This is a genomic window from Sphaerochaeta sp. PS, from assembly GCF_032144095.1.
GTDB lineage: Bacteria > Spirochaetota > Spirochaetia > Sphaerochaetales > Sphaerochaetaceae > Sphaerochaeta.
In genome coordinates, this window is record NZ_JAVSNJ010000001.1 from 139174 (window position 1) to 156074 (window position 16901).

16 protein-coding genes are annotated in these 16901 nt (G+C 48.0%); 7 read left to right on the plus strand and 9 right to left on the minus strand.

Translation table 11 applies throughout. From position 1 onward, the window contains the following. The first annotated feature begins 85 nt into the window (after window positions 1–85). Window positions 86–361, plus strand: a complete 276-nt coding sequence (locus ROJ03_RS00740; protein WP_313725066.1) for a hypothetical protein — start codon at window positions 86–88, stop codon at window positions 359–361. 151 nt (window positions 362–512) lie between these two features. Here the strand turns inward: ROJ03_RS00740 and ROJ03_RS00745 are convergent, their stop codons facing one another. After that, the gene (locus ROJ03_RS00745) at window positions 513–1133 is read right to left on the minus strand and encodes a hypothetical protein (protein WP_313725067.1); all 621 of its coding nucleotides are present in this window, start codon (window positions 1131–1133) and stop codon (window positions 513–515) included. Window positions 1134–1318: 185 nt separating this feature from the next. Here ROJ03_RS00745 and ROJ03_RS00750 point away from each other — a divergent pair, with 185 nt between their 5' ends. Together ROJ03_RS00750 and ROJ03_RS00755 are read left to right on the plus strand one after the other, a co-directional pair. Beyond that, on the plus strand, window positions 1319–1681 hold the full coding sequence (locus tag ROJ03_RS00750) for a helix-turn-helix transcriptional regulator (RefSeq protein ID WP_313725068.1): 363 nt from the start codon (window positions 1319–1321) through the stop codon (window positions 1679–1681). After that, on the plus strand, window positions 1674–2534 hold the full coding sequence (locus ROJ03_RS00755) for an ImmA/IrrE family metallo-endopeptidase (RefSeq protein ID WP_313725069.1): 861 nt from the start codon (window positions 1674–1676) through the stop codon (window positions 2532–2534). Before ROJ03_RS00750 ends, ROJ03_RS00755 begins: the two co-directional genes overlap by 8 nt. 404 nt (window positions 2535–2938) lie before the next feature. Here the strand turns inward: ROJ03_RS00755 and ROJ03_RS00760 are convergent, their stop codons facing one another. The 8 genes from ROJ03_RS00760 to ROJ03_RS00795 form a co-directional block, all read right to left on the minus strand. Continuing rightward, window positions 2939–4414: a M81 family metallopeptidase gene (locus ROJ03_RS00760; RefSeq protein ID WP_313725070.1), complete on the minus strand. Its 1476-nt coding sequence runs from the start codon at window positions 4412–4414 to the stop codon at window positions 2939–2941. After that, on the minus strand, window positions 4411–5151 hold the full coding sequence (locus tag ROJ03_RS00765; protein WP_313725071.1) for a copper homeostasis protein CutC: 741 nt from the start codon (window positions 5149–5151) through the stop codon (window positions 4411–4413). The genes ROJ03_RS00760 and ROJ03_RS00765 overlap by 4 nt, the downstream gene beginning before the upstream one ends. Beyond that, window positions 5141–7153: a beta-galactosidase trimerization domain-containing protein gene (locus ROJ03_RS00770; protein WP_313725072.1), complete on the minus strand. Its 2013-nt coding sequence runs from the start codon at window positions 7151–7153 to the stop codon at window positions 5141–5143. The genes ROJ03_RS00765 and ROJ03_RS00770 overlap by 11 nt, the downstream gene beginning before the upstream one ends. 78 nt (window positions 7154–7231) lie before the next feature. After that, complete coding sequence (locus ROJ03_RS00775; RefSeq protein WP_313725073.1) at window positions 7232–8944, minus strand: extracellular solute-binding protein; 1713 nt, start codon at window positions 8942–8944, stop codon at window positions 7232–7234. 37 nt (window positions 8945–8981) lie between these two features. Further along, complete coding sequence (locus ROJ03_RS00780; protein ID WP_313725074.1) at window positions 8982–9869, minus strand: carbohydrate ABC transporter permease; 888 nt, start codon at window positions 9867–9869, stop codon at window positions 8982–8984. Then, entirely contained in the window at window positions 9863–10600 is a 738-nt protein-coding gene (locus ROJ03_RS00785; RefSeq protein ID WP_313725075.1) for an ABC transporter permease subunit, read from the minus strand. The genes ROJ03_RS00780 and ROJ03_RS00785 overlap by 7 nt, the downstream gene beginning before the upstream one ends. Before the next feature lie 218 nt (window positions 10601–10818). Further along, window positions 10819–11808: a LacI family DNA-binding transcriptional regulator gene (locus tag ROJ03_RS00790; protein WP_313725076.1), complete on the minus strand. Its 990-nt coding sequence runs from the start codon at window positions 11806–11808 to the stop codon at window positions 10819–10821. A 141-nt stretch (window positions 11809–11949) separates the two neighbouring features. Continuing rightward, complete coding sequence (locus ROJ03_RS00795; RefSeq protein ID WP_313725077.1) at window positions 11950–12087, minus strand: hypothetical protein; 138 nt, start codon at window positions 12085–12087, stop codon at window positions 11950–11952. A 319-nt stretch (window positions 12088–12406) separates the two neighbouring features. Here ROJ03_RS00795 and ROJ03_RS00800 point away from each other — a divergent pair, with 319 nt between their 5' ends. From ROJ03_RS00800 to ROJ03_RS00815, 4 genes are all read left to right on the plus strand, one after another. Then, on the plus strand, window positions 12407–13411 hold the full coding sequence (locus ROJ03_RS00800; RefSeq protein ID WP_313725078.1) for a LacI family DNA-binding transcriptional regulator: 1005 nt from the start codon (window positions 12407–12409) through the stop codon (window positions 13409–13411). Window positions 13412–13791: 380 nt separating this feature from the next. Then, window positions 13792–15108, plus strand: a complete 1317-nt coding sequence (locus tag ROJ03_RS00805; RefSeq protein ID WP_313725079.1) for an extracellular solute-binding protein — start codon at window positions 13792–13794, stop codon at window positions 15106–15108. Between the two features lie 73 nt (window positions 15109–15181). Continuing rightward, window positions 15182–16075 carry a sugar ABC transporter permease gene (locus tag ROJ03_RS00810; RefSeq protein WP_313725080.1) on the plus strand — a complete coding sequence of 298 codons (894 nt, stop codon included), beginning with the start codon at window positions 15182–15184 and terminating at the stop codon, window positions 16073–16075. Then, entirely contained in the window at window positions 16065–16898 is an 834-nt protein-coding gene (locus tag ROJ03_RS00815) for a carbohydrate ABC transporter permease (RefSeq protein WP_313725081.1), read from the plus strand. Before ROJ03_RS00810 ends, ROJ03_RS00815 begins: the two co-directional genes overlap by 11 nt. Window positions 16899–16901 lie beyond the last annotated feature (3 nt).

Below are 16901 nucleotides of genomic sequence, written 5' to 3' on the forward strand. Positions count from 1 at the left end.
GCCATTCCTTTTACAGGGAACTACAGGGATGCAGTGGCAGGATTGGTGATTGTCTCAGGCGTCTGTTGATTGGAGTAAACAAGAAATGAAACATACCATACAGGGGCTGTCCAGTTCACAGCCTTTGGGGCTTACAGGACAACTGGAGCGCGAGTGCACCTTGCGGCTGCTCAGGGAATGTCAGGACATCATCGGAGAGGAAGGGTTTGACCTGATTTGCCAGCAGGTGTTCCATTCCATGTGTCGCCCGACGACAAAAGAGGTGCGAGGAGGTTTGGATATCTACTTCTCCATAATGAGGGGCATCGGAACGGAGGAATTCTCTTGTCTTGATGCCCCATATGACGAGGATTATGATTGACTGAGAGCGGCCCTGTGAATAGGGCTGTTGCCATACCCCGCATCGGAAACCTTGTGGGGTAAGGGCTTCTTTGCAAGGCAAAACTCTTAGGGGTTTTATCAAAATAGCGAAAGGAGTTCCAAGAAATGTAGAGGAAAAATCCAAGAATTGGCTAAACGGTAATTGGATGGAATTCCAAACGGTAATTATTGGAAAAGATATTGACTAAACACAACTGGTTGTGGTTGTCATCGGTGGCGAGGGCACACCACCGTTTGCCACCCATGAGGGCATTGTCCCAGAAGTGGGAGCTCTCTCCTACTCGGTCCTGCCATTCGCTGCCATAGTTGAATACCTCCATGGCAAAGAGAGAATCCATAGCCTCTACATCCCTGTACTCAAGGAGGGACCAGCCGGGGTGGTTGAGCATGATAAGGTAGTCATCCTTTGCCTGCTTGATGAACAGCTCTGTCTGCTCGTGGTTCTCGACTGCAAATCTCTGGTTTTGAGCGAACAGGCTTTTCTCCCCTTTCTGCAGGAAGTTTAGGTGTATCCGCTTCTCCTTGCTGTAGCAGGTCAGTTCAAAGCCGGGAATGAGTATGAGTCCGTCATCGGAGGTCTCATAGCTTCGATAGAGGTTATGGTCGGTAAGCGAGAAAAAATCATATCCTCGTCCTCGATACCCATCAAAGACCTGCTGGGGGGAGAGCTCTCCGTCGGAAAACGTCGAGTGGCCGTGCAGGTTTCCCTTAAGCCAGATCCCCTCGTCACTGGAAAATGTACTCTTGCTCATCATCGTCTCCTCCGGTGGGAAGAACCAGTTCCCGGTCTTGAGTATAGGGCCTTTGTGGTACCAAGAAAAGAGATAGATCTCCCGCTGTAAAACCTGAAAATGAATAGATGATATGGATTGTACCATATAAGCAAAGATATTGACTTATTTTGATATGAAACATATCCTATGCATAGGAGAAATTCATGAAAGTACTATCACAAGAGAAACTTGCTTCTCTGGTTAAACAGAAGCGAGAGGGTCTTGGTCTAACCCAAGATGCATTAGGAAAACAAACCTCAATACACAGGCAGGTAATTGGAAGGATTGAGAGTGGTTCATATCTTCCCTCGCTTCCTCAGCTTGATGCGTTGATAGCAACCCTGAACTTTTCATTCGACCAGCTCTGTGTAGAAGAGGAACCAAGAGGAATGGAAAACCTCTATCTTAGGGGAAACATAGACACAGCTGAAGCGAAAGAGCAATTTGATACCATGTTTCATATGATGATGACACTTAAACGCCAAGTGGTCCTCCGAGATCTGAACAGGAAGGGAATACGTGGCTAGACCTGCATGCCTTGATATGGCCAGTCGGAAAAAGATTGAGTTGATGGTAAAAGAGAGACGATCCTCCATTGGTGGCATGGACCTGCCTGTTGCAAACAATCTTCTTGCGTATTGCGAATCCCTGGGGATTCACATAATCCAGGCGCCTGTTTCTACTTCAACAGATACTGGCATACCCCAATTCTCGGCTTTGTATCACCTGTCAAGGAGTGGTGGGGAGGCCCATCATTTTATCGGCCTGAATACAGCCGATTATTATGACCGGCAGCTCTTTGCCTTGGCCCATGAGCTGTATCATTACTTCTTTGCCTCCTATCATGAGAGTGAGTACAGGATTTGCATGGCTGATGATGTCTCACATATAGCAGATAGAGAGGCTAACTATTTTGCTTCCGAATTCCTTCTTCCTTCAAGCAAGTTAGTATCCCTTATCCATGAATGGTTTGATGGGGATCTCTCAAAGGAAAGGATCCCAACTATTCTTCGTGCTATTGCAAGAGTCCATGTGGTCTGGTGGCTTCCCTACAAGGCAATCGTAAGGAAACTGTTAGAAAACAACCTAATCGATGAGGTTCTCTTTGATCGATTGTATGCAGTGGACACAAGGTCCCCTGATGGGCAATACCATAGGATAGCTTCGTCAATTGATGGTCCGGTTATTGATCTTCTCAATTGTCGGACTTCAATCCTCTCATTGGATGCTGCAAGTTTGGAAACGATAATTTCAAACTATCACGACGGCATTACTGAAGCTGAAGACCTGGTGGAAACCCTCAGGATGTTTGACAAGAGCCCTGAAGATCTTGGTGTAACTGTAATGGATGAAACCAGCGATGGTGAGGAATACGAGTGAAGGTAGATGCCAAGACATCCAACCCTAATTTTAGTGCTTTGCTGGGGAATCCTGCATTACCTCTTTTGTTGGATGCAAACATCCTGATTCCCCCCGACAGGTCCAGTCTCTCTTCTCGATTCAGGCCAGTATCATATGCAGAATATCTAGCACATTGGCTAGAGCCCCTGGCCCTCCATTTTCCTGGTCTTTGTGTCCATGAAGCTGTCAGAGATGAAATATGCAAGAAAGAAGAAAAGACGCCCTTGATAGATTAATCCTGAAGCACTCCATACCATTGGTTTCGGATAAGACATAGAAAATTCAGATAAATACAATTGCATCGACCAAGGGGGAATCTGGCAACAGGTCCCCCCTTGGTGTCTATTAGCCTTATGTGTATCTATCTTGGGTATTCCTAGAGCCTACAACAGCACCAGCTCAGCCTCGAACTCCCCATCCAGGGGATAGATCGGCCTCTTGAGCTTCCTGTAGGGCAGCCTCTCGAACAGCTCATCGGTGGAACCGGTGGTAAGGGCCATCATCGACCTCCTGGCAATGGAGCGTATCTCAGGCTCCAGATACCCCAGCTTCACCACGATGACCTTTCTCTCCTCAGGAACTACCCCAAGGACCCTCATCATCTCAGGGTCGTAGCAGCCAACATGCTTGCCCGTGACCACCACATCGACACCTTGTACATCCAGCAGGACCAGGTCGCTGTTGTATGCAGGCTCCCACTTTTCTGTTATGGCCTTCACCTCAGCCTTGATGGCTATGCCCTTGCTCTTCAGCGTATCGAACTTGGCGCCAAGGGTGGTCTCTATGGTCTTGCCCACCCCTGCCTCCTTCGCCAGCCTCACAACCTCGGGGTCATAGAACCCCTGGTAGACAAGTGGGGGAGTAAGGGTGGAAAGAGTCTTGTCCTCCAGGATGAGGGAGAGGAAGGTGGTCACATCCTGGCTCGAGCCGGCTGTGGGGTTGTCCCCGCTGTCGCTGATGACCACCGGGAAAACTCCATCCCCAAGCGACTTCCTGGTTGCCTCCAGAGCATCGGAGGGCATCCTCGTCTCGTTGTAGAAGCCGAACTCCCTGCGCCGGCTCCAGAACAGCTCGCCCATCTCCCTGGCCAGCCTGTCGGCAAGGCCCTGGTCCCCGTCGGTGGTGACCACCGCATGCACACCGTTCTCCTCCCCGTCAGCCCAGGGGAAGCCCAGGAGGTAGGAGCAGGAGAGCACATGCTCGGTCCTCTCAACCCTCCTGCACTCCTCTATCAGGCTCCTCATCGGCTCGACCGATGTCTCGCTCTGCTCGCCTGCGATCAGCATTGGGATGCGGCATGCGGCGCTGGTGGGCAGAAAGCCCTCCTCCAGGGCCCGGATCATCATCAGGGCCGCATGGATGCCCGTCTCATAGGTATCGGTATGGGGGGCGCACTTGTAGCCGACCATGCCGTCGAGGGAGGAGAACATCCTCCTGGTGAGGGTGGCATGCATGTCCAGGCTGGTGATGATGGGGAGCTTCGGATGGATCAGCCGGATCGATGCAAGCAGGTCCTGCTCCGCCTCCCCGATGCCGTCCACCCTCATCGAGCCGTGCAGGGACAAGCTTATGCCGTCTATTTTTCCTGCCTTTTTTAATGCAGTCAGCAACTCTTCCTTCAGCTCCAGGTAGTACTCCCTGTCCCACACCCCATTGGGCACCGCCCTGGCGATGAGGGAGGGGATGACCTCATACCCTGCACAGGTAAGGGTGGCTATGATGCCATTGACGGAACTGCGGCCCTTGTTGGCCAGGAGGTCCTCACCCCTGGTGACCCAGATGTCGTCCCTTCCGGTGATGATGGGGTTGAACGTGTCGCTCTCGTGGTGGAGCCCACCCACAAAGATCCTCTTCTTCATAGCGTGCCCCCGATCCTGGTGATGGTTCCGACCCTGTCCGTGTCGGTATGGCTGATGGAGAACTCAGCCTGCCTGAGCATCCCCCCCATGTAGATGTGCTCGGGGCGGTAGGTCATCCTCGACTCGGTGGTTCCGGGAAGGAATACATGGTACTCCTTCGCCTTGACCTTGCTGTCCAGGTAGGCGAAGTTGCGCTCGGTGATGCCACAACCCGGCATCACGATGATCCTGTCCCCGGCCTGCCTGACCAGGGCCGCAAGGGTCTCGATGCCCTCGATCACCGTGGCCTCGAGCCCGCTGGTGAGCAGGCGGTCGACACCCAGGCCGATGAGGGTCTCCAGGGAGGCCTGTGCATTGGGTGTCATGTCGAAGGCGCGGTGGAAGGTGACCTCCATGGGGCGTGCAAGCTCGATGAGCTCCTTGTTCCTCTCCAGGTCTATCTCCCCCTCGGGGGTGAGGATGCCGAAGACCACGCAGTCTGCACCCGCCTCCCTGAACAGGCGGATATCTTCCTTCATCGCCTCAAACTCCAGGCTGGAGTAGCAGAAGTCCCCTCCCCGGGGGCGGATCATGACGCTCATCTTGATGGTGCTGTGCTGCCTGGCAACCTTGAAGGCACCGAGGGAGGGTGTGGTGCCGCCCTCGAACAGGTCGGCGCAGAACTCGACGCGGTCGGCCCCGCCCTTCTCGGCAGCCAGTACGCTCTCTATCGACTCAAGACAAATTTCAATGTTCATGGGTTTCCTCTTTTGTATATGACAGGCATATCATCTGATGGCAGGAGAATGATGGGATAGTAAACTCCAGATTTCCCTCATTGTAGGAATAGGGGATGGCTTCTCTTTGGGGTATCAGATATACATCCTGTATGGAATCCTGCACATGTATAGCTACCTTTTCCGGTTGGACAGGAAGCAGGTCTTCGACAATCTCCATTTGTTTGCCATGGAGTGTACGCGAACCCTGAAGGACATGTAGCACATACCGTCCTTGGTCTTCTTGTTTCATCAAGGAGAGTTCCACTTGTGAAGGATAGTGTGTGGTGATTATGGGTTGAGCCAATAGTTTCTTCATGGCATAAAGCACAAAGTATTTGGCTGCAAGATTGCCTTTTAATGCATATTCCGAAAAAAGGTTCCATACTGCATAGACACTCGAAGGTGTTTCTACCATACCGGGACCTTTTCTCTGGAGCGAACTCGCCGTATGGTAGTGTGAAGAGAAGTGCTCGATGCTGCGATTGAAAAATGATTCCTGCAGGAAGGCAAGGATGGTGTTTTCTTCATTGTTGGCTTCAATTTCTTGACTGCCTTGATACATCACAAAAGAATCACTGTCCAAGGATCCCACCTGAAAACAGGGTTCGGCGTAATTTGGAATCGAAAGGTTCTGGCCCTTCCAGGAAACGCCAAGGCGGCTGGCAAGAGTCCCTTTTTCCTTCATGGCACTGATCCCTGTTGCAAATATTTTCCCTCCCCTATCCAAATATGCAAGGAGTTTGTTTTCCAGATTAGGTGTAAGTTTGATCCTATCGGGGAGGATCATCACCTTGTAATGGGAAAAATCATCAGATGCACACAAGACATCAAAGAGGATATGGCCTTCTTGAAGGATCCTCACTGCCCCAATATCAGAACTTCCTAGAGAGAGGGATTCATTGACCCCGGAAATGGCATAGTCTCCAGCAGATTCTGTGGAAAGGATGCCTACTTCAGTGACAGCTGTTACATTGGTACACCATGGTTGCTTTGCCTCAACCTCCTGGTAGACCTCTCCGATCATTCTGTATAGCCCGGGATCGAGTTTGCCGTAGGGGTGCATCTGGTCTCCAATCGAACAGCCGGCTCCGTTGGCCAAGAAACGGGATATCTCGTATCGCATTCCATTGGGATGCTTGTACCCTCCAAAATCCCCCCATCCATATTGGAAACGTCCTGTCATCCCCAGGTAGGGCTTGCCAAAGTGTTGTACGAATCGGGAAGAGAGAAGGAAGTGATCATAGCCCCAACCCCCGGTTGGTAGGGATTCAAGCTCAAGATGTGAGTTTACCTCCATGAGATCTAAGCGTCCACGGTCGATATGCCCGCTGTTGTGGAAGATTTCGATGCCTGGCTGGATGCTAGAAACGGTTCTTTCAATCTGTTCGATGTAGTGGAAATATGTCTTTTCCCAGATTTGCATCATCTGGTTTGAGTCATTTGGATTGATGCCTTTTGCATGTGCTTCCTGCATGCAGGAAGGACAGTAGCATTTCCTTATTCCTACAATATCAAGGAAGATCCCATCTACTTGGTAGAGTGACAACACTTCCTTCACTTGGGCACATACCCGATCAAGGTAGGGTGAATTGACGCAAAACTGGTGGTAGCCTGGCGTAAGGAAGTCAGGAGTTGTATCGAGGCTTTGGTTTTGCTTTCTCATTAACCATTGGCTTTGATCAAGGGCAATGATTTCGTCATATCCAACAGAAAGGTATGCTTCAATGGTCAAACCAAGCTCTTTGGCCGCATCCAACATCTCCCCAAACAGATCAAGCTGCATGGTTGGATGAGTCGGAAACTCCTTTGAAGGGTAGTACATCCACCCATGGTGACATTTGGCACAGAGGGTAATCGAATCCACATGTCCATCGACCAGAGCTTGTTTGAATTGCCCTTTAGAAAAATCCTTTCCTATCCCTTTAATGAGCCCCGAAGTATGGAAATCCAGATGTATATGGCGAAATGGAATAGTATACATGATAATAAACATCCTCTGAAAGGTGAGGGGAGTTGTCTCCCCTCACCTCAATGTGTGTGATAGTTACTTAGTTTGTAGTTAGTTGGCGCTATTCTGTCTGTCGAAGGCTTTCTGGTTCAAGGCAAGAATTCCTTGAAGATCGAGCTTTTCGAGTCCCTTGATATATTCATTCCAGTTGCCATCAACATCCCAGACTCCGGTGACGAATTTCACCAGTGACTGTCTTGCATAGTTGGCAAAGGCCAAACGTTTGGAAGCAAAGGCCTGATCTTCTTCCTCAAGGAAACGAAGAGTAGGTATTTCTAGTTCTGGATATCCATATGGTGCATAGAGTTCCTGTGTTTTCTGATAGAGCAGAGCCTCAAGACCTTCAGCACTGAAGATGTCAACGTTAGGATCAACAGCCTCCCCGTTCCTTATCCTGGAGGTATTTGCACGGACTCCCAGCATGACAAAACAGTCATTCTGAGGATCCATATCGTTCCAAGGCTTCAGAAGACGATAGATTGCCTTTTCCCCGTCAAGTCCAAAATCATTTGTATCGGCCCATTTCCAACCCTCTCCCTCAAATCCATAGTTGGACATCAATGTCCCTTCGTCCGTGTAGAGGAAGTCTATCATTCTCGCCACAACGGCTGGGTTCTTGCAATCTTTTGAGATTGCGACGTTGCCGATGACCGGAGCCTGAAGGAAGAAACGAGAGAATTGTGCACCTTTAGGTCCTTTCAGAGGAGCCATGGGCTTGTAGTTACGATATCTCTCTCCCCCAACAATTGAGAACATTCCACCATATCCACCTGCAACAACGCCTACGATCGGTTGTTCCGGTCCCTCAACAAGCTGGGTCAGCTGGTCAGAGTCCTGGGAGAAAGATGCGGGGTAGACTAGGCCCTCATGATACAGTTTTGCAAGATAGCGAAGGGCGTCTTGGTATTCAGAGGTATTGACCATGGTCTTGATGGTGTTTCCATCACGGTAAAATCCTATGGCTGTGTTCACATTTGCATCAAGTGATGCAACAAGGTTTGTGTAGGTGAAAGAATTGAGCAGGAACGTTTCAAGGTTGTTGTTCCAGCCAGAAATGGCTCCGGCCAATGGGATTTCGTCAGCTTTTCCGTTCCCATTAGGATCCATGGTCTTGAATGCAGTCAATACATGGTGGAATTCCTCTGTAGTTGTTGGCATCTTGAGCCCAAGAGCATCAAGCCAAGGTTCATAGATCCACATTTTCTGTGACATGCTGCAGTGGTAGCATTCGTTGAAATCTGGTAACCCATAGATATTTCCGTCAGGAGCTGTCAAAAATTGCCTGCTACCGGGTCGTTCTTCTAAGAGTTTTGAAAGGTTCGGCATGTACTGGTCTATCAGGTTGTTCAAAGGCATGAACATATGCTCCTGAACTCCATAGGTCATTTCCTGAGAAACGCCGATGCCTTGTTCTTGGCTGCCCAATCCGAAAAACACATCAGGGTAGTCACCAGAGGCAAGGATGATGTTGAGTTTTTCCTTGACTGCATCACGGGGGATTGTTTCCCACTTGATGTTGACCCCAGTCTTTTCATTCCAGTATTTTGCAAACCTGTTTGTATTCAAATCCTCAATGAATACAGGTTGCAATGTCAAAAATGTAAGAGAGACAGGCTCTGTCACAACAGGGTAGGTCCCGACGGGAGTCACTGTTACAGTTGTTCCCTTCTTGGTTGTTTCGCTTTTTGCTTGCGCTCCCAGGTTGACGATTACCAACAGCAGGAGAAGCACGATCAAAACGACATGTTTCTTTCCTTTTTTCATATAAATCCTCCTATGAATTTCTTAGGGGTAACCTACGTTATCCCTTAATTGAACCAAGCATCACTCCTTTTACGAAGTGTTTTTGAACGAACGGATAAATCATGAGCAGTGGGGCCGAGGAAATGACGATGAGTGCATATTTCATGACATCAGCCATTCCTTGCCGTCTTGCCATCGCAACCATGTCGGCTCCCATGGAGAGGTCCGATTGGTTGATGATGAGGATATTCCGCAGGATAATTTGAAGAGGGAACTTGCTACTGGACTTCAGATAGATCAGGGCATCGAAATAGGAGTTCCAGATACCAATGGCATAGTAGAGGGCAATGACTGCAATGATGGCCTGGGAGAGGGGAAGCACAATTGCTTGGAGAATTCGAAAGTCGCTTGCACCTTCGATGATTGCCGCTTCGAACATCTCTTCAGAAATGGATGTCTTGAAATAGGTGAGTGTTACCATCAGATTCCAGACACTCAACGCATTGGGAAGGATGATAGCCCATCTTGTGTCGATCAACCCAACATTACGAACCACAAAGTAAGTGGGGATAAGGCCACCAGAAAAGAGCATTGTAAAGACAAACATTGCTGTGAAGAATTTCCTTCCCGGTAGGAATTTCCTGGAAAGCGGGTAGGCTGCCGCAATGGTGAGGAATACGCTGATGAGTGTTCCTCCGGCAGTGTAGATGATCGAGTTTGTATAGCCTGTGACGACTTGCTTGTTCCTGAATACTGCCTGGTATGCCTTGATGCTTGGCTCAACAGGCAAGAGCCAGACCTTACCAGCAATGATAGCGTTTGCACTGCTGAAGGAACTGCTGACAATGTAGATGATAGGATAGACCACAACGAGGGTACAGAAGATCATGAATAACCTATTGACAATATCGAAAGAGATGTCGGAGAAAGAATGTTTTTTTACCATAAACTGGTCTCTCCTACTTTTTGGGCTATTTTATTGACGGAAAGCATTAATACAAGGTTGATGACTGAGTTGAACAAGCCTATGGCAGTGGAGAAACTGAAGTTGCTGTTTATCAGCCCAATGCGATAGACATAGGTGGATATGATTTCTGAGTTGCCCAGATTCATTGGGTTCTGCATGAGGTAGACTTTCTCAAACCCCACGCTCATGATGTAACCCATATTGAGAATCAGGAGGATTATGATGGTTGGGCGAATTCCTGGCAGGTCGATGTGCCAGATTCGTTGCCATTTCGAACAGCCATCAACTTTGGCAGCATCATAGAGCTCGATGTTGATGGCACTCAATGCAGCAAGATACATGATGGCGTTGTATCCTGTTTGCTGCCATACTCCAGACCATACATAGAGATGTCTGAATGCTGAGGGTGAACCAAAGACGTTGTCCCCGCTGTAGCCGAGCATTTTGAGGAATTTTGTGAGGATCCCGATCCGGGGATCAAACATCTGCATCATCATGGAAACCAAAACGACCGTGGAGATGAAATAGGGAGCATAGGTAAAGAACTGGACTGTTTTTCTTGCCCGTGCACTCGCCAACTCATTCATCCCAATGGCCAGGAGAATGGCAAAGGGGAATGCGGCCAAAATTGAATAGATGCTGATAGTCAGCGTATTGCCAATGATACTCCAAAAGTTGGGTGAAGTAAAAAACGCGATGAAGTGTTTCATCCCTACCCACGGACTCCCCCAAATCCCTTTGCTTACCCGAAAGTCCTTGAAGGCCATCTGTAAGCCAAAAATGGGAAAGTATTTGAAAATGATGAGATTGGCCAATGGAAGCAAAAGCAACAGATATAGTTGCCAATGCTGAAGCATCAGGCGTGATTTTTTTCGTTGCAAAGAAGTCATCATGTATCCTTTATGTGGAAACGTTTCCACTTGTGGTATTAGATTGTTTTTACCGATTCTGCGATAACCAAACGTGTCTTGAGAAGCATCTCGATTGGCGTACGTGTCGAAATATCTGGGTGTTCAATCTGTTGAAGGAGCAGTGACACTGCTTGTTTTCCAATATCTACGATTGGTTGTTCAATGATGGTGATCGGAGGTCCCAGGATGGGTATTGCACCGATATTATCGAACCCGATGAATGAGATGTCTTCAGGGAATTCAATATGGGCTTCCCGACAGTATCGCAAGGCACCGATGGTTGTGTAGTAGTTCGTGGTGAATACTCCTGTAGGGCGGTTTTCACTTTCCATAATGGCTTTCATGGCTGTATAGCCATCATCTATAGAGAACTCTCCATCATAGAGAAGGGAAGGGTCATGGGAAGGCCCAAACTCGGAGAAGAACCCTTGGGCCCGTAAGTACCCCGGGCGATTTCGCATCTGTGTGATGATAGCAACTCTTCTGTGTCCATGCTTATAGAAGTTATTCCCAGCTTGTTTTCCTGCCTCAAAGTCATCACTTCTGATAGTATCATATAGTGAGTCTGTAATGTTGGTATTGATGAGAACCAGGGGGATATCCAGTTTTCCGTAGGCCTCATTTGCAGCACTATCATTTGAAGGGAATACAATGAGGCCATCCACATCCCTACGCACTAACAGTCGAATTTTCTCCCTCTCAAGTGCATCATTTCCTCGGGAGTCACAGGTAATGGTGTTGTATCCATGGTTGTACGCTATCTGCTCAATGGTTTGCACAAGCATGGTAGCGAAGATATCCGTCAGGTCGGGAATCAGCACTCCGATCACAAAGCTCCGGTTGGTTTTTAGGCCCCGAGCGAGTTCATTGCGCTCATATCCCAGCTTCTTGATAGATTGGGCTATTTTCAATCGATTCTCTGTAGTAACTGGTTTGTTGTTAAGATAGCGCGAAATGGTCCCTACGCCGAGACCTGAATCTCTAGCAACATCTTTAATGGTTGGCAACAGTATTTTCCTTTATAGTTGAAACGTTTCCACTTGTTAAGCAGTGTAAATCAGCATTATCAGTTTGTCAACGAAAAGTTATTGTTGAAGATGTAGAAAACTGGCTCGAATAAGATAAATCCCATTCTTGCCTCAAATGAATCATTCCCGTATGGGGGAGCCTGTGGTTTTGAAGGAAGAAAACCACAGGGAGAGCTCTCCGTCGGAAAATGTCGAGTGGCCGTGCAGGTTTCCCTTAAGCCAGATCCCCTCGTCACTGGAAAATGTACTCTTGCTCATCATCGTCTCCTCCGGTGGGAAGAACCAGTTCCCGGTCTTGAGTATGTAGCATAGGATGCACTACGTCCATCCAATGGGGGTGGGCAAGCAGTTCTAAGCTAGGTGCTAAATGGCAGAGCCTGTGGTTGTATTGTGCCTGCAAGAAGTTCCAATGGGGAGAATCGCTTCAGGAAAAGGTGCAAAGGCTATCCTTTCATTGGATAAGGGAGTTGAATTTAAACATATCTTCTTCGTAATTCTTGCCGGTTTGACCTGTTGACGAATTGGTATAATCACCTTAAACTCATTTAAGTGTTTAATGTTTTGTTTAAAGGAATGTATGAAAAAAGTAACAATAGAAACAGTTGCGCAATATGTCGGGGTTTCTGCAGCAACTGTCTCCTATGCTCTTTCCGGAAAAAGAAAGATTAGTCAGGAGGTGACCGATAGGATTCTGAAAGCTGTCGAAGAGTTGGACTACAGGCCTAGCATTACTGCCAGAAACCTTGCCAGCAATAAGACCTGGACTGTAGGGCTATACGCCTCTTCTTCGCAGAATATCCGTGAGGACTACTTTTTCAATAATATCCTTGCAGGTGTTCTTGACGTGCTCCACCTCAAGAAATACCAGATAAACCTCTATGCTGATTACCTGAATGAAAAAACCAAGAACCATCCTGACCTGAACCTGACCCAACCCATTGATGGGGCCCTGATCATGAATCCACGAATCAACGATGTGTACATTAACCATATTCGGCAGAGGAATATCCCCTATGTGGTTATCGGGACTCCTGATGATCGTGAGGATTCATTTTATGTGGATGCGGATCTGACAGCAGGGTATTATGCCATGGTCAATTACCTTATAAAGAAAGGGCACAGGAAGGTTCTCCTTTTGAACGGCTCCTTGGAGTATACCCAAAGCGAAAAACGGAGAACCGGCTATATGATGGCATACCATGACAATGGGATGAGTTTCTCCAATGACTGGATCATCAATGTCCCAATGCTGGAAGAGCAGGGGTATAAAGTGTGTCTGAATACCATTCAAAGGATGCCGGATATCACAGCAATTGTAACGTTCAATGATACGATTGCTGTAGGGGTCTTGCGTGCCTTGAAGGAGAAAAACCTCCACGTTCCTTCCAAAATTGCTGTAATAAGTGCAGGAAATACGCTCATTACCAGGATTCATTCACCTTCGATCACGAGCCTTGACATCGGGGCATATGAGATAGGGTCGAAGGCTGCGGAGTTGTTGGTTGATGTCATTGAGAAAAAACGAATTCAACCTTCCCATGAAATCATCTCGACGCGTCTTGTGGAAAGGGAGAGTAGCTGAGACTCTGTACCTCTTCCTGGAATTTCTGAAGGAACCCTTGTCATCGAATGGTTGCTGTATTTGCAGAACCTTTCGGTGGCAATTTTTTTCTTGACAGATAGTGGAAATGCTATGTATAGTTATTTAAGCGGTTAAATAGCAATGGTAATAAATTTATGTTTAACGTTTATACATATGGAGGCAGATCCACTATAGGTTGCAGGCGGGCTGTTGGAAGAATGGGAAATATCCAAGCAGCTGAGCTTGATAGGAGAATGACATTGCCAGTTTTACCCAGGGTGCCCACCCATTGGCAAAGGTTGTATTCTTACCTTGCGGCCTATTCAGGATGAAGTAGTAAAGCATTCAACTTTCCGGTTGATTTGCAATAGGAGGAATGTATGAAGATGCGGTGTAAAGTTCTCTGTGTAATTCTTTTGCTGGTCCCATCCATGCTGATGTGGGCGGCAGGAACCAAAGAAGCGGGTTCTGCAAAAACTGATGGTTCGGCTGTGATCACCATTTGGGATTTCAAATATGGTGATGTCGAGGGTGTTCAGCCAGCAATGGTGAAAATCGATGAGCTGATCATGCGTGAGAATCCTGGCATCACGATCAAGCACGTCGGGCAACCGAACGACAACTATTACCAGTTGGTACGTGCTGCCGTACAGGCGGGATCAGGCCCGGATATCGTCATGTTCCACGGTGGTGTACAGGCGTATGAATTCGATGATTACACAATCGCCCTGGACAAATATATCCAACCTTGGAGACCTGAGATTTCCGAATTCAGCTGGGCATACTGTTCGGAAGGCGGAAATGGGGCAAAGCCCGTCCATATGGTTCCCCTGACAACCCAGGGTTTTGGAATCTACTACAACAAGGCCCTGTTCAAACAAGCTGGTCTTGACCCAGAAAAGGCGCCATCTGATGTTGCCTCCTTCATGGCTGCCTGTGAGAAGCTCAAGAAGGCCGGAATCGTCCCCATGGTTGCTGGACTGCAGGGCAGCCCGTACACCATCGATTTCCTCTTCAGATGTTTTGTTGCCAACATCTATGGTCCAGAGGTAAGTGCCCTTGGGACCGGAAAACAGAATTTTGTAGGCAATGCCGCATTCAAGCGCTCTGCAGAGATGGTCCAGGAGATGTTCAAGAAGGGTTATATCGATCCTGCAGGTACATCGACTCCCTATTTCATGGATGCAGCCAACAACTTTGCAGCAAGCAAGGGTGCAATGTTCGTCGGATTGCTCTCTGATGTCTGCCATTGGAAAGTGTTTGGCGATGCATTGGGCACTGATGCTGTAGGCTATTTCCCTACCATCAATTTCCCTGAAGCAAAGTATAAGGACCAACAGGTCGGTCAGCCTGCCGGTATTGGATACAGTGTCATGAAGTGGTCAAAGAATCCTGAAGCTGCGATGAAGGTCGTTGAAGGATATGCCCGCGGCGAAGGAAATGCGATGTGGATGGGTATGACCGGTGCCCTCTCTCCCAACAAGAATGTTGATATCAAGAGCTTGGGATATCCGTTGGTGGCAGAAATTCTTCAGAGACCGTTCGTACTGGATTTCAACACACTGTTGTTGAACGAGGATGCCAATGGCAACTTTGACCGATACTGTGCACAGGCCTTTGTATCGAATGAAATCAGCATCGACAAGTTCATTGCTGCTTCCCAAGGTATGTTGGACAACGTTCAGAAATCAAAGTAATTGGTCATATCGTGGGTTGTCTGCAATGGTATACTACACACAGGCAACCCATACTTTTGCTCGGGAGCTTCACATGAAAATGCTAACACCCAAAATGAAAAGCGAGACATTTGAATCATACCTGCTTATAGCGCCATTGCTGGTCCTTTTGCTGGTATTCATTCTCTACCCGGTAATCGCCAATGTATATCTGAGCTTTTTCAAATGGAAAGGCATGGGTAAGGCGACATTCATTGGGTTGGAAAACTATCGGACAATGATGCAGGATGAAACCTTTTGGATTTCCATCAAGAACACCTTTGTCCTGCTTCTCTACATCCCCCTGGGTGTCATCCTCCCTATCCTCATATCGGCAGTATTGCGAGAGGGGCTCAAGGGGTGGCCGATCTTCAGGGCGATCATCTACATCCCAAACATCCTTGGCTACGTTATCATCGGGATGATCTCCAGTATCATGTTCAGGAAACTGGGTCCCTTGAACAATGTACTCATAGCTATGGGATTGGGCTCATTCGCACTTGATTGGCTGAGCAATCCTGTCTTGGCCCTCAACACGCTGGGGTTGGTATATGGGGTTTGGTTGCGTCTGGGTTTTGGTTGTATCTTTTTCCTTGCCGCGATGAGCAGTATCGATGATTCTCTCTATGATGCTGCAAAAATTGACGGAGCCCTCTGGTGGCGCACTTTTTGGAATGTCACCATACCGTCCATCCGGTTTTCCATTGAATTCTGGGTGGTCCTGTCGTTCATTGAAATCCTGGCACGTGCGTTTCCCTTTATCTACACCTTCTCCCGTGGCGGCCCCGGGTTCGCTACGTTTACCTTGGAGTATGGGATCTACAATGAGGGTTTCATTGCCTTCAACATGGGATATGCAAGTTCTTGGGCAAGCGCCCTGTTTGTGGTTTGCGCGATCATTGCATATTTCCAGGTCGAACTCATGAGGAAAAGCTCAGATGTCCAATAACTATGAGAAAACCGTAAAGGGAATCATGTATCTGGTGTTGGTTGTGTTTGCCTTCCTGGCACTCTATCCTGTAATTTTTATTCTATTCACCAGCTTGAAATCCTCGGCCGAATATGTAAACAACAAGCTGCTCATGCCCCAAAAAATCACTTTTGAAAACTATTATTATGTTTGGGTGAAAGGACATATGCTCAAGTATTTCCTCAATAGCTGTATCCTGATCCCCTCAGGGCTCGTGCTCTACCTATTTGTCTGCGTAACTGCAGGCTTTGCTTTTGGGCGATTGCGGTTTCCGTTTCGGTTCCCCTTGTTCCTCGCAGTCTTGTTTCTCATGATATTCCCGCAGATGCTGCTTTCAATACAGATTTTCCAGATCTGCCGTAAGCTACACCTGATCAACAACTATCTGGGGCTGGTACTGGTCTGGGTTGCCTACTTTGGGCCCTTCGGTACCTATATCATGACAACCTATTATTCGACGGTCCCCCTGGAAATTGTTGAATCGGCGAGGCTCGATGGGACCGGTGTATACCGTATGTTGTATTACATCATGGCTCCTATTGCCAAACCCATGATCATCATCATTGTGATCATCGGAACTCAATCCATGTGGAACGAACTTCCATTCTCTCTTTTGTTGCTCCAGACCGAGCAACTCAGGACGATTACCCAAGGAATTGGAATGTTGCAGGGTCAATATGGGCTTGATGACACCATTCTGTCTGCTTCCATTTTGTCTGCCTCCCTTGTTCCCTTGCTTGTATTCATGATTTTCCAGCGGCAGATTACCATGGGTTCCTACAGTGGTGCTGTCAAGGGATAATCT

Bases quoted from the DNA above. Each gene is read 5' to 3' on its own strand.
- ROJ03_RS00740 (WP_313725066.1), top strand. From the start codon at position 86: ATGAAACATACCATACAGGGGCTGTCCAGTTCACAGCCTTTGGGGCTT.
- ROJ03_RS00800 (WP_313725078.1), top strand. From the start codon at position 12,407: ATGAAAAAAGTAACAATAGAAACAGTTGCGCAATATGTCGGGGTTTCT.
- ROJ03_RS00765 (WP_313725071.1), bottom strand. From the start codon at position 5,151: ATGAACATTGAAATTTGTCTTGAGTCGATAGAGAGCGTACTGGCTGCC.
- ROJ03_RS00795 (WP_313725077.1), bottom strand. From the start codon at position 12,087: ATGAGCAAGAGTACATTTTCCAGTGACGAGGGGATCTGGCTTAAGGGA.
- ROJ03_RS00805 (WP_313725079.1), top strand. From the start codon at position 13,792: ATGAAGATGCGGTGTAAAGTTCTCTGTGTAATTCTTTTGCTGGTCCCA.
- ROJ03_RS00750 (WP_313725068.1), top strand. From the start codon at position 1,319: ATGAAAGTACTATCACAAGAGAAACTTGCTTCTCTGGTTAAACAGAAG.
- ROJ03_RS00810 (WP_313725080.1), top strand. From the start codon at position 15,182: ATGAAAATGCTAACACCCAAAATGAAAAGCGAGACATTTGAATCATAC.
- ROJ03_RS00785 (WP_313725075.1), bottom strand. From the start codon at position 10,600: ATGAAACACTTCATCGCGTTTTTTACTTCACCCAACTTTTGGAGTATC.
- ROJ03_RS00770 (WP_313725072.1), bottom strand. From the start codon at position 7,153: ATGTATACTATTCCATTTCGCCATATACATCTGGATTTCCATACTTCG.
- ROJ03_RS00760 (WP_313725070.1), bottom strand. From the start codon at position 4,414: ATGAAGAAGAGGATCTTTGTGGGTGGGCTCCACCACGAGAGCGACACG.
- ROJ03_RS00780 (WP_313725074.1), bottom strand. From the start codon at position 9,869: ATGGTAAAAAAACATTCTTTCTCCGACATCTCTTTCGATATTGTCAAT.
- ROJ03_RS00775 (WP_313725073.1), bottom strand. From the start codon at position 8,944: ATGAAAAAAGGAAAGAAACATGTCGTTTTGATCGTGCTTCTCCTGCTG.
- ROJ03_RS00745 (WP_313725067.1), bottom strand. From the start codon at position 1,133: ATGAGCAAGAGTACATTTTCCAGTGACGAGGGGATCTGGCTTAAGGGA.
- ROJ03_RS00815 (WP_313725081.1), top strand. From the start codon at position 16,065: ATGTCCAATAACTATGAGAAAACCGTAAAGGGAATCATGTATCTGGTG.